The sequence below is a fragment of the Streptomyces sp. NPDC001922 genome, assembly GCF_042891165.1.
Taxonomy (GTDB): domain Bacteria; phylum Actinomycetota; class Actinomycetes; order Streptomycetales; family Streptomycetaceae; genus Streptomyces.
Window position 1 is genome coordinate 179,219 of the sequence record NZ_JBIASV010000010.1, and the last position, 12,360, is coordinate 191,578.

The window sequence follows — 12,360 nt, forward strand, 5'->3', positions numbered from 1 at the left end:
GAAAGCAGAGGCGTGCGCGAAGGCGCCCTGCTGAAGGCACCACCCGGAGCCGCGAGAACCCCGTGCCGGATCGCTTGTCCGTCCCGGCCGGCCCATGCCCGGGCCTCGGTCGGCCCTCTCCGTCACGGACCGGGACGAGCTTTCGGACATGCCGGTCACCGCTGGTGGGGTCGGAGCGTCATCGGCGTGGCCCCACCAGCGGTGAGCCTCAGGCGCGGTGCTCGTCGAGGAAGTCGGTGATCAGCTTCTGCCATTCCTCGGGGCGTTCCACCATGGGCAGGTGGCCGGTGGGGATCTCCACGAGCCGGGCGCCGGGGATGGTGTCGGCGAGCTGGTGGTGCAGGCGGGTGGAGGTGAACCCGTCCTGGGTGGTGGAGACGACCAGGGTGGGCGCCTTGATGTGCGGCAGGTCGTCGCGGACGTCGGCCCGGGGGGCCAGCTCCGCGTGCTCGGGGGTGCCGGCCGCGACGCTGGCGGCGGTGAACCCGACCGCCTGCTGGAGCTGCTCGTCCGGCATCGACCGCAGCGCGTCGGCGCCCAGGGCCATCATCGTCAGGTACTCGGCCAGCAGTTCGCGGTCGCCCGACTCGGCCAGCTTGCGCCAGACGGACAGGGCGACAGCGAGGCGGTTGTCCCGGTGGGGGAAGGTGGCGGTCAGCACCAGGGCGGTGACGCGCTCGGGGTGGCGGGCGGCGGCGCGGATGGCGACGGGGCCGCCGAGGGAGTAGCCGGACAGGGCGAAGGTGTCCAGGCCCTCGGCGACGGCGGCGGCGACGAGCTGGTCGGCCAGGTCGTCCAGCTGCAGCGGTGTGGCGGAGCGGGGGGTGTCGCCGCTGCCGGGGTAGTCGACACCGACGACGGTGTGTCCGGCGGCCAGGCCCTCCAGTATCGGGCCGTAGGTGCCGGCCACGCTGCTGCCGGCGCCGTGGGCGAGGGCGAGGCCGGGTCCGGAGCCCAGGACGGTGCGGGCGAAGGTCGCTTCGGGCAGAGTGCGGGCTGACATGGTGCGTTCCATTCTTGAGAGCAACGGGGTCACGTGGTTCTTCGCTGCTGCGACCAGGAGCGGATCCGCTCCAGGGCCGGCAGCAGCGCCCGGCCGTCGGCCGTGAGGGTGTAGGTGGCGGGCCCGGGCGGGAGCCGGTCGTGGGTGATGAGGCCGGCGTCGAGGAGTCCGCGCAGCCGGTCGGCGAGCATCTTCACGCTGATGCGGCCGATGGCGGTGCACAGTTCGCCGAAGCGGGCGGGGCGGGTGGCCAGGGTGTGGAGGATGATGCCGTTCCATTTCTGGCCGAGGACCTCGAACGCGGCGGTGAGGTCCGCGTCGGCTGTCAGCGGCGCGAGGGTGGTGCGGGCTGCCATCGGTTCTCGGTCCTTGTCCTCATGGTGGTGCGGTATGCGGTGGGTGGGCCGCGGCCGGCCGGGGGATGGCGGGCCGCGGCCCCCGGGGCCGCCGCGCAGCGCGAGGCGGCCGCATCGGGAATCAGGGCAGCAGGACGGCCTTGCCGTGGTTGCGGTGGGCTTCCAGGTCGGCGTGGGCCCGCGCCGCTTCCGCCAGCGGGTAGGTGCGCCAGACCGGCACCGTGAGCGTGCCGTCGGCAGCCATCCGCGCCAGCTCCGGCAGGGGGTCCCCGGCCTGGCCGGCAGCGCCCGCGCTGAAGCGGACGCCGTACTGCGCGGCGGACATGTCGGCGATGGTGATGACGCGCGCGCTGTCCCCGGTCAGGGCGACGGAGTCGGCGAGCACGCCGGCGCCGGAGGCATCGACGACGGAGTCGACTCCCTGGGGAGCTGCGGCCCGCACGCGCTCCGTCCAGCCGTCGCCGTAGCGGACGGCGGTGGCTCCGAGCGCGGTGAGGCGTTCGGCGTCGTGCTCGCCGGCCGTTCCGATGACGGTGATGCCGCGGGCCACGGCCAGCTGCACCGCGATGAAGCCCACGCTGCCGGCGGCGCCGTGGATCAGCAGGGTCCCACCCGCCGGCACGCCCGCCTCCCCGAGGACACGGAACGCGGTCCGGCCGACGGTGACCAGCGAGGCGGCAACCTCCCACGACAGCGCCGCGGGCTTGGTCACTGCCCGGTCGAGCAGGGCGTACGCGCTGTAGCTGCCGCCGGCCGTGGCACCGAGGACCTCGTCCCCGACGGCTGCCTCGGCCCCCTCACCGACCGCGTCGACGACACCGGCCGCGTCCAGGCCGGGGATCACGGGAAACTGCGCGGGGACCTTGCCGGCCATCAGGCCGGACCGGATCTTCATATCGAGAGGGTTCACGGAGGCTGCCCGCACCCGGATCCGGACCTGGCCCGGGCCCGGCTCCGGCGTGGCGACCGCTGACAGCTGCAGCACGTCGGGGGCACCGTAGGCGGAAAATGTGATCGCTTCGGACATCAGAAACTCCCGAAGGGGTGGGGAACCCGGTCAGGGTCCCGGTCAGGCGGTCAGGGTGGGGTAGTCGGTGTAGCCGCGGTGGTCGCCGCCGTAGAAGGTGGCCTTGTCCGGGGTGTTGAACGGACCGCCGGCGGCCAGGCGGGCCGGGAGGTCGGGGTTGGCCAGGAACAGCGCCCCGTAGGCCACCATGTCCGCGCTGCCGTCCTCGACCAGCTTCAGCGCGTCCGGACCGGTGACATCCGGGTAGGTGAACGGGTTGAGGACGAACGTGCCGGGCCAGGCCTTGCGCAGCCGCGCGGTCAGGGAGCGGTCCGGGCCCTCCATCAGGTGCAGATAGGCCAGGTCCAGGGCGGCGAGGCGGTCCAGCAGCGCCGCGTAGACCTCGGTCGGGTCGTCCTCGGCGATGTCGTTGTAGACGTTCCCGGGCGAGATCCGCAGGCCCACTCGGTGGCCGCCGATCGCCTCGGCCACGGCACTGACGACCTCCACCGCGAACCGGATTCGGCCCTCGGTGCCGGCGCCCCAGGCGTCGGTGCGCAGGTTGGTGTTGGGCGCCAGGAACTGGTGGATCAGGTAGCCGTTGGCGCCGTGGAGTTCCACGCCGTCGAAGCCGGCCTCGATCGCGTTGCGGGCCGCGTCGGCGAAGTCGGCGACGGTCTGCCGGATCTCCGCCTCGGTCAGCTCCTTCGGCGTCACGAACTCCTTCGGACCCTGATGGGTGTACACCTGGCCCTTGGCCGCCACCGCCGACGGTGCGACCGGCGCCAGGCCCTCGGGCAGCAGGTCGGGGTGGCCGATCCGGCCGGTGTGCATCAGCTGGGCGAAGATCACGCCGCCTTCGCGGTGCACGGCCTCGGTCACCGTCCGCCACGCCTGGACCTGCCCGGGCGTGTGCAGGCCGGGGGTGTCGGGGTAGCCCTGGCCGACCGGCGAGGGCTGGATGCCCTCCGTGACGAGCAGCCCTGCGCCGGCGCGCTGCGCGTAGTACGTCGCCATCAGCTCCGTGGGCTCGGCGCCGGGCCCGTACGCACGGCTGCGGGTCATCGGCGCCATGACGACGCGGCTGGTCAGGCGCTTGCCGCCCAGGACGATCGGATCGAAAGCAGTGGTCATGGTCTCTTCCTCGGGATAGGTGACGCTCTGCGGCTCAGGCGCTCCGCCGCCCTCAGCGGCCGATGCCTGTCCGAACAAGTAAATCACCTGTCCGAACCAGCGGATCCCCTGCAGTCATTCCCGAGGCCCCCTGTGAAGCACGCCATATCCGCCTGTTTGCCCGCAACCAGCGGGGGCCTGGCAGACTCCATGGGGAAGCGTCGCCACGAAGTAGGCTTAGGTTGTTCAGGCAGGAAAATGAGGAAGGATGATGCAGCCCACACCGGGGGCAGGATGGGGTTCCACGGGAGAGGGACAGGAGGCCACCGCCCCGGCTACGGCTACGGCTACGGCCGACGACTCCCCGTGCGCAGACAAGGAGCGTGACCGCCCCGCCGGCGACCCGGGGCCAACCGATCGACGGACATGACGTCACCCGCAACGCACGGCCCGGCACTGCGGGATACGGACGCTTGCACCGCTCCGGCATGACACAACCAATTCCCCGTACATCCCCAGGCGTTGACGCTGCCTGCCACCTCACCTGAGCCGTCCACGCGACGGCCCCTCCGTTCCGCTCCCTGCAGTCGCCCACTCGGGACGGAAGCGGCAGCCCCATCACTCTCTCGGCACGGCGCGGTCATGGGCAGGGGAGAACTACGCGGATCACTACCTGTTCCGCACCTGATCCGTACCTGTTCCGTGGCCCGGGCCGCACGACGCCCGGCAGCCGGGCCGTGCGTCCCGTTCGCACGGCCGCACGAGCGGGAGGGCGCTCTGGTCGCCCGCATCGCCGGTCGGCGTTCAATGGCCGCAACGATGTCCGGGCTCTGCCGGTGTCCTGCACCATGCCGTACGTCGAGAATATGGACGCCCTTCGGTGGTTGCCCACTGAACGACCACAGTCGGCTATCGGGCCCGAGACATCGCGCGCATCGGGCCTCTGATGCGTAATGAACCGTCAATAAAATTTCTGTATCAGGCACTTCGAGGCGATAGGGTCGACGGAAATCGCCAGGGATGCCAGTGGTTGGTACGCGATGGCGTCATTTCCCGCGTTGTCGGGCTCGGTCCGGCTCGCATTCCGCGTCGCGCCCACGTGCCAGATCCCTGCTCATCCGCTATTCCCCGACGAGGTGGAAATGCCTGCGCAAGAGACCTTCAGCCAGGACGGGTACGACCCGCACTCCGTGATCGAAAAGTGGATCCGGGTGTGGGAGGAGCGGCGGGTGTTCGAGGCGCGGGGCCTCACCGCCGAGGAGGACGGCGGGCCGCGGCGCTCCTTAAGGGTCAGCATGTACCCGTATCCCTCCGGTGATCTGCACATGGGGCACGCCGAGGCGTACTCGATCAGTGATGCCGCCGCTCGGTTCGCCCGGCTGCGCGGTGAGAACGTGCTGAACCCGGTCGGCTGGGATTCCTTCGGCCTCCCGGCGGAGAACGCCGCTCTCAAGCGCGATCTGGACCCACGGGACTGGACCTACGGCAATATCGATGTGCAGGCGGAATCGTTCCGTCGGCTGGGGGTCTCCTTCGACTGGCGCACTCGGCTGCACACGTCGGACCCCGAGTACTACCGCTGGAACCAGTGGCTGTTCCTGCGCCTCTTCGAGAAGGGGCTTGCCTACCGCAAGTCCGCGGGCGTCAACTGGTGCCCGGTCGACAGGACCGTGCTCGCCAACGAGCAGGTGCTCCAGGGGAAGTGCGAGCGGTGCGGAGCCGATGTCGTCCCCCGTGAGCTGACCCAGTGGTTCTTCCGCACCACGCAGTACGCGCAGCGGCTGCTGGACGACATGGCCGAGCTCGAGGGCGCGTGGCCCGAGGAGATCCTGGCCATGCAGCGCCACTGGATCGGCCGCTCCGAGGGTGCGTACGTGGACTTCGCGGTCGAGGGCCGCGAGGAACCGGTGCGGGTGTTCACCACCCGGCCGGACACCCTGTACGGCGCGACGTTCTTCGTGGTGGCCGCGGACTCCCCGCTCGCGGCAGAGGTGTGCGCGCCCGAGCAGCGGGCCGAGTTCGACGCGTACCTGCGGGAGGTCCGCACGCGGAGCGAGGTCGAGCGGCTGGCCGCGGACCGCCCCAAAACCGGCGTCGCGCTGAACCGCTGGGCGGTGAATCCCCTCAACGGCGAGAAGATCCCGGTCTACGCCACCGACTATGTGCTGTCCGGCTACGGCACCGGCGCGGTCATGGCGGTGCCGGCGCACGACCAGCGGGACCTGGATTTCGCCACGGTGACGGGCCTCCCGGTGACCGTGGTCGTGGACACCGGCGAGCCGCACCCCGTCGAGACCGGAGTCGCCACCACGGGGGACGGCACGCTGGTCCATTCCGGCGCCTTCGACGGCCTGGGCAAGCAGGACGCCATCGCCGCCGTCACCGCAGAGCTGGCCGAGCGCGGTGCGGGCGAGAGGGCGGTGAACTACCGGCTGCGCGACTGGCTGCTGTCCCGGCAGCGCTACTGGGGCACGCCGATCCCGGTCGTCCACTGCTCCGCCTGCGGTGAAGTACCGGTACCCGACGATCAGTTGCCCGTGCGGCTGCCGGAGACCGGGTACGAGCTCCGCCCGGACAGCGGGGTGTCGCCGCTGGGCAGCGCCACCGAGTGGAAGCGCGTGCCGTGTCCGGCCTGCGGCGGGGACGCGGAGCGGGACACCGACACCATGGACACGTTCGTCGACTCCTCCTGGTACTTCCTGCGCTACCCGAACCCGGAGTACACCGACGGGCCGTTCGACCCGGAGGGTGTACGGCGGTGGCTGCCGGTCGACGAGTATGTCGGCGGCAGGGAGCACGCCACCGGGCACCTGATGTACGCCCGGTTCATCACCAAGGTCCTCCACGACCTGGACCTGGTGCCCTTCGTCGAACCGTTCACCCGGCTGACCAACCAGGGTCAAGTGATCATGGACGGCAAGGCGATGAGCAAGAGCCTGGGCAACCTGGTCGATCTCCAGGACCAGATCGCCCGCTACGGGCCGGACGCCGTGCGGGTCACCATGCTGTTCGCCGGCCCGCCCGAGGACGACATCGACTGGGCGGACGTCTCCCCGACCGGCTCGGTGAAGTGGCTGGCCCGGGTGTGGCGGCTCTGCGGCGACATCGTGCCCGCGGACCGGCAGACGGCCGGGCCGGGCGATCCGGAGGTCCGCTTTCGGGTGCACCAGCTGGTGGACGCGACCACGCGACTGATGGAGCGCAACCGCTTCAACGTGGCCATTGCCCGCCTGATGGAGCTGACGAGCACGTTGCGCAAGGCGATCGACTCCGGCCCCGGCGCGGGCGACCCCGCCGTGCGCGAGGGCGCCGAGGCCCTCGCCCGCATGCTGTCCTGCTTCGCACCGTTCACCGCCGAGGAGGCCTGGGAGCGCCTGGGCCGCGAGGCCTCGGTGATCGAGTACGGCTGGCCGGAGGCCGACCCGGCGCTGGTCGTGGACGAGACGGTGACCTGCGTGGTGCAGGTGGCGGGCAAGGTCCGCGACCGCCTGGAGGTCGCTCCCACCATCGGCGAGGATGCGCTGCGCTCGCTGGCCCTGGCCTCGCAGAAGGTGACGGAGGCCCTGGGCGGCACGGAGGTGGGCCGGGTGATCGTCCGCCCGCCCGGCCTGGTCAACGTCGTACCGCGCAAGGGCTGACGGGTGCCGCACTCCCGCAGGGGCCGATCGGGGCGGGCCCTGCGGGAGTGCCGGTCCGTCCTACTGGAGGCCGGCTCGGAAGTGGCTCGGTCACGACGTCGCCGACGACCCGTCGCGGCTCCCGACACACCGCCCGGAGCTGGGCGACTGCGCTCCTGGCCGGTTTCCTTCCTGCCGTGTGTGACGAGAAAGTTGTGTCCTCTGCGGGTGCTGTTGTTCTAGTTTGAGCCCGCAGCACCGACTGTCATGGGAAGCCGAGCGGCCCCACCACATGTACGGCAGGAGGGATGCGACCAACAGCACCCCGGGGGACCCATGAACACCCGCACGACCACCGCGACCGCAGGTCTCGTCGCCGCCGCCTTCCTGCTCACCGCCTGCACCGGCCTGTCCCGAACCGCTGCACCCGACACCAGGGCCGCTCCTGAGGGCACCGGCACCGCCGGCGGAGCGGGCGCGAACCCCTCTCCCGGTTCGGCTGCCGGGTACCAGGTCGGCGAGAACGCGCGCAATGGCAACCTGATCGTCAAGGTCCGCGGTGTGTACGAGGCCGACGCGATCGCTGTCGTCGGAGGCACGAAGAGCCCGGGTGCCGGAGCCCGGTACGTGGGTGTGGAGATCGTCGTCCGCAACGGCACGAAGGCCGCCCTCGGGCTGACGTGCCCGCCGCACATCGCCGACAGCCTGGTCGACGACCGGGGCCGACGTTACGACGTCATCGACGACTTGGACGAGATTCCGGGGAACCCGCAGTGCGGCGAGCGTCTGCGGCCGGGCGCCAAGAAGGCGATGGTGCTCGCCTACCGCGTTCCGAAGAGCGCAAAGATCGCTGCTTGGGAATTCTCCGACTCGGGCCGGGAGCCTTCCACCGTGGCCCTGAGGAGCAGTGCCGCGCGGTAGCCCGACTCGGTCGCCCAGCCGAACCCGGGCCCGTTTCACGCTGCGCCGGCCCGAGTCGACGCCGGACGTGTCCCCGGTCCCGGCGGCTCCCATGCGACTCCCCCATGCGACTCCCCCTGAGGCGATCGGCTCCCCCGGCATGGCCCCGGGCGGTGTCCGAGTCCGCTGATAGCGTGCCGCTTCCGCGCTGAATGATCACGAGGGGACAGCAGTTATGCAGGAAGTGACGTGCCATGAGGTCAGTGGGGAGCGCATGGCCCGCGCGCTCGACGACATCAGCGGACGGGCATGGGGGCGGTGGCACAGGATGCGCTACGACACCCTGTCGCTCGGGAAGCTGGAGGAGATGCGTGACGAGCTCCTCGACCACGTCGCCGCCGGCTCCGCCGCGCATTCCGCACTCGACGCGGCGTCACGCTCGGCGTTGCGGACGGCGGCGGAGTGTTCCCTCGGGGTGCTGAGCGTCGGCTGCTTCCCCGACGGCGATCAGGAGATCGCCCTCCCGCTCATCGGCGAGACCCTCAGCAGCGAAGACATCGCCTTCGGTCACGTCGTCGAGCAGGCCCCCACGGCCAGGACCTGGCTCGACGCGTTCGAGCTGTGCCTGGTCAGCGGCCTGGTGTGGGACTGGCAGCGGGTGATCGGCCTGCTGCTGCGGGGCGACTACGCGCCGGCGGTCCACGAAGGGGTGCCGTACTCGAAGCTGACCTCGGTGTCCTCGCCGGCGGACCTCGCGGCGATGGACGCTCTGTGCGGGTACCTCACCGAGGCGGCCGGGCACCTGCCCCGCGACTGGCCCACCGTGCCCCTGCGCATGCCGGACGCCGACGAACGCGCTGCGGCCGTCCGGGCATTGGACGCAGCGGGCCCGCTGACAGCGGACCAGCGGCTGCTGCGTGAACTCCTCGACGACGACCAGCACGCCTTTGAGCAGGCACTCGTGTCCCGGCTCGTCCAGCACGGGGAGAGCCTGGGAGCCGATCCCGACCCCAGGACCCTGCTGCCGGTCGGTGCCCTGGCCCTGGCCGCCCTCGCGGTCCAGGTCCACGGGTGGGAGCTGGGGGTCCGCTCCGGCTATCTGCCGCACGACCTGCTCGGTTCAACGGATGCGCTGGAGCGGGCGGCGGACGGCGACACGAATCAGCTGGGCCTGTGGGGGGCCAAGTAGCGGCTGACCGCGGCCACTTCAAGGCCGTCCGGGGCGGCGGCCGAGCGCCGTCCCCGGACGGGCAGGTGCCCGCCCGGGCAGGAGCGTCCACCCGAAAGGGCAGCGTCCACCGGCGCGGTACCGATCCGGCGCCCTCCCCGGTAGCCGAACGGCCGGTCCGCCGCTCGGCCACCGGGGCCCGTGCCGCCGGATCAGCTGCTGACGGCACGGCCCCGGCGTCGTCACGACGTCATGCCGGGCGGGGGATGTAGGCGAGGCCGTGGGCGCCGGGCTCACCGAGCCGGGCGATGTCCAGGCGCGCCAGCCCCTGCAGGGAGTCCAGGTCGACGATGTCGACGGTGGACGAGACAACGCAGGACACGTAGGCGAGCCGGCCGTCGGGCGACGACGTGATGGTCAGCGGGAGGTGCCCCACCTCGAGCGAGCCCAGCCGTTCGCGGGTGTCGGCGGAGAACACCGTGAGGCGTCCCGGCGCGTGGTGCCCGAGCGAGGTCGCCGGGCCCGACGCCATACGCACCTCGCCCGCGAGCACCTTCCCCGTGGAGGTCAGGTGCACCGGCATGACGATGCCCTCCGTGGGCAGGGTGCCGACGACGGAGGCCGTCCGGGCATCGACGACCCGGATTCCCGTGGCCGGCCCCTCGCCGGTGGTGGCGGAGAACGAACCGGCATAGGGCGCGGCGACGAAGACGTGCGTGCCGTCGGCGGAGACGGCGAGTCCTTCACTGCCCGGCACCTCGACCTTCGCGGTCAGGGTTCCCCGTTCGAGGTCGACGACGGACACGAACGGCGCCTCCTTGTTGGTGGCGAAACCCGTCCTGCCCGCCGGATCGATGGCGAACCAGTGCGGGCCGGGCGCGTCCGTGTCGATCCTGCCCAGGGGCCGGCGCGTCTCCGTGTCGAGCACCACGACGCCGCCGGACCGGTCCGTCGAGCCCTCCACGCTGACGTAGAGACGGCGGCGCGCCGTGTCCAGCGCCAGGCCGTGCGGCCCGTGTTCCGGGGCGAGGTCGACGACCTCGACGATGCGGCGCGTGTCGGGGTCGATGGCGGTCAGCTCGGTCCGTCGGCCGCTGTTCGCGTGGTAGTAGCCCGACTGGTACGCCGTCGTGCACCACAGCAGGCGCTGCGTCGGGTCGAAGCACAACTCGTGCGGCTCGGCCGGGACGTCCACCGAGCCGAGGTGCCGGTCGGAGGCGGCGTCGAAGAACGCGACCGTCGGCCCGCTCTGGCTGACCACGGCCAGGACATCGCCCTCTCGGCCGGCACGGGGGGATTGCTGCACAGTGAACTCCTTGAACACACAGTGGTTTTGTCACGGGTCTTGTCGCGGGTGTTGTCGCGCGTCGTCGCGGACGTGTCCACTCTCGTTCCGAGCGGATTGCGCAGCAATGCAAAGATGGGCAACTCATCATTGACTCAGGTGGAAAACTGCAGTTCAGGAGTGTCCATGGATCTCAACCTGCTGCGGGCCCTGGACGCCCTGCTCCAGGAGAACAGCGTCACCCGCGCCGCGGAGCGGCTCGGCACGTCCCCGGCGGCCGTCAGCCGTACGCTGGCCCGGCTCCGTCGCGCCGTCGGCGACCCGCTGCTGGTCCGGGCGGGGCAGGGAATGGTCCCGACCCCCCGTGCCCTGGAACTCCGCGAGGAGGTGGGCGCGTTGCTGCGCGGCTGCGACAACGTGTTGCGGCCCGGGGCCGGTTTCGACGCCGTGCACCTCCGGCGCACGTTCACGGTGCAGGCCAACGACCTGCTCCTGGCGGGGCTGGCCGGGACGTTGACCGAGCGAATCCACGAGGAGGCGCCACACGTGGACGTGGTCTTCCTGCCGGAAGCGCTGGAGGGCGGTCCCGCGCTGCGGCAGGGGTGGATCGACGTCGAACTGGGCGTTCTCGGCCGCCTCGACCCGGAGATCCGGACCCGGGCACTGGTCGAGATGTCACTGGTGGGCGTGGCCCGCAGTGGTCACCCTCTCTTCCGCGGGCGGATCGACGCCCGCCGTTTCGCGGCGGCCGACCACATCGGCATCTCCCGGCTCGGCAAACGCCTCGGTCCCATCGACAGCGCACTCGCGGAACTCGGGCTGCGGCGCCGGCTGCCGGTCGTCGTCCCCAGCCATACGAGCGCGATGATGCTCGCCCGGGACACCGACCTCGTGGCGCTCACCCTGGCCGGCTGGCTCCCGGACACCGTCTCCGCCCTGGGACTGCGCACCTTCCCCATCCCCCTCGACCTGGCCCCCCTCGAACTCGGCATGGCCTGGCACCCCCGCAACGCGTCCGACCCGGGGCACCGCTGGTTCCGTGACCACGTGGCGGCCGCGGTCACGGCGCCCTGAGGGGCGGGAGGGAGGCCGCCCCGACACGCGGGCTCCCGGCCTGCGGCGTCGGGCGGGCTCAGGCGGAGGGGTGACGCCGCGCCGGTCCGTCCGCCCGGCGCTCCTCCCAATCCCGGACCGATGACGCGCTCTCCCACAGCCGTACGAAGCGCTCGGCCTCGTCGCGCGACCGGGCGCGAGGCAGCGGCGCAAAGGTGTCCGGCAGGACGTCCAGCAGGCTCATCACCCGCTCCCCCGAGCGCAGTTCGATCAGCAGCTCACAGCGCAGGTGCCGCGGGAGCTCGGGCCGGTGCCGCAGGCTGTGCCAGATCGCCGGACACAGGCAGTGCAGGCCCGCAGGCGCGGCATGGGCCGCAACCCACTCGGGCTTCAGCCCCTGACTCAGCCCGAGGGCCTGCGCCTCCTCCTCCAGGGCCAGCAGGGAGGCGGTGTCGACGACCTTCAGTTCACGGGGCAGGTGGCGATCAGTCATGACGCCATGATCGGTCGAACAAGGTGTGCCCGCCCGTCCTCTGTCTCTTCCACCGGCCGGCCACGCCATGCGCCGGCCACTGAGGGCCGCACTCCGGCAAGGGCTGACACGGGCCGCACCGGAAGGGCTCCGTGCGCAGGGACGCCCGGTTCAGGGGGCATCCAGATCACGCCAAGATCCCGTGCTGCGGAACGACTCGGTCCACCTCCGTGCCCGGCGAATCCCCTGGGGACGGGCCCACGGAGCGTCCGAGCAGCTCGCCCCTGAGAGAGCGGGCCGGACGCATTCCGGTTGACCGGATGACCGCTGCATTCCAGCCAAGCGGCTGACACGAGGCCTCCATCGGCGCTGTTGCTGCTGCGGGGC

Annotated in this window: 10 protein-coding genes; 4 read left to right on the forward strand and 6 right to left on the reverse strand. The window is 71.7% G+C overall.

Annotated elements, in window-relative coordinates; genetic code table 11:
* Nucleotides 1–208: 208 nt before the first annotated feature.
* From ACFYYR_RS20130 to ACFYYR_RS20145, 4 genes are all read right to left on the reverse strand, one after another.
* Entirely contained in the window at nucleotides 209–1,003 is a 795-nt protein-coding gene (locus ACFYYR_RS20130) for an alpha/beta fold hydrolase (RefSeq protein ID WP_388854935.1), read from the reverse strand.
* 29 nt (nucleotides 1,004–1,032) lie between these two features.
* A complete protein-coding gene (locus tag ACFYYR_RS20135; RefSeq protein WP_388854939.1) occupies nucleotides 1,033–1,359 on the reverse strand; it encodes a winged helix-turn-helix transcriptional regulator in 327 nt (108 codons plus the stop codon).
* A gap of 121 nt (nucleotides 1,360–1,480) precedes the next feature.
* Complete coding sequence (locus ACFYYR_RS20140) at nucleotides 1,481–2,386, reverse strand: NADP-dependent oxidoreductase (RefSeq protein WP_388854942.1); 906 nt, start codon at nucleotides 2,384–2,386, stop codon at nucleotides 1,481–1,483.
* 42 nt (nucleotides 2,387–2,428) lie between these two features.
* Complete coding sequence (locus tag ACFYYR_RS20145; protein ID WP_388854945.1) at nucleotides 2,429–3,499, reverse strand: alkene reductase; 1,071 nt, start codon at nucleotides 3,497–3,499, stop codon at nucleotides 2,429–2,431.
* 1,121 nt (nucleotides 3,500–4,620) lie between these two features.
* Between ACFYYR_RS20145 and leuS the strand changes: the two genes are divergently transcribed.
* The 3 genes from leuS to ACFYYR_RS20160 all read left to right on the forward strand — a co-directional run bounded on the left by leuS (nucleotide 4,621) and on the right by ACFYYR_RS20160 (nucleotide 9,184).
* Entirely contained in the window at nucleotides 4,621–7,116 is a 2,496-nt protein-coding gene (gene leuS / locus ACFYYR_RS20150; protein WP_388854948.1) for a leucine--tRNA ligase, read from the forward strand.
* Nucleotides 7,117–7,431: 315 nt separating this feature from the next.
* Nucleotides 7,432–8,016 carry a DUF4352 domain-containing protein gene (locus ACFYYR_RS20155; protein WP_388854951.1) on the forward strand — a complete coding sequence of 195 codons (585 nt, stop codon included), beginning with the start codon at nucleotides 7,432–7,434 and terminating at the stop codon, nucleotides 8,014–8,016.
* A gap of 214 nt (nucleotides 8,017–8,230) precedes the next feature.
* Entirely contained in the window at nucleotides 8,231–9,184 is a 954-nt protein-coding gene (locus ACFYYR_RS20160) for an immunity 49 family protein (RefSeq protein WP_388854954.1), read from the forward strand.
* Nucleotides 9,185–9,413: 229 nt separating this feature from the next.
* On the opposite strand, the gene ACFYYR_RS20165 is transcribed toward ACFYYR_RS20160, so the two are convergent.
* Entirely contained in the window at nucleotides 9,414–10,469 is a 1,056-nt protein-coding gene (locus ACFYYR_RS20165) for a YncE family protein (protein WP_388854957.1), read from the reverse strand.
* 165 nt (nucleotides 10,470–10,634) lie between these two features.
* On the opposite strand from ACFYYR_RS20165, the gene ACFYYR_RS20170 reads away from it, so the two are divergent.
* Nucleotides 10,635–11,522, forward strand: a complete 888-nt coding sequence (locus tag ACFYYR_RS20170) for a LysR family transcriptional regulator (protein WP_388854960.1) — start codon at nucleotides 10,635–10,637, stop codon at nucleotides 11,520–11,522.
* A 58-nt stretch (nucleotides 11,523–11,580) separates the two neighbouring features.
* On the opposite strand, the gene ACFYYR_RS20175 is transcribed toward ACFYYR_RS20170, so the two are convergent.
* Complete coding sequence (locus ACFYYR_RS20175; protein WP_388854963.1) at nucleotides 11,581–11,994, reverse strand: hypothetical protein; 414 nt, start codon at nucleotides 11,992–11,994, stop codon at nucleotides 11,581–11,583.
* Nucleotides 11,995–12,360: the final 366 nt, after the last annotated feature.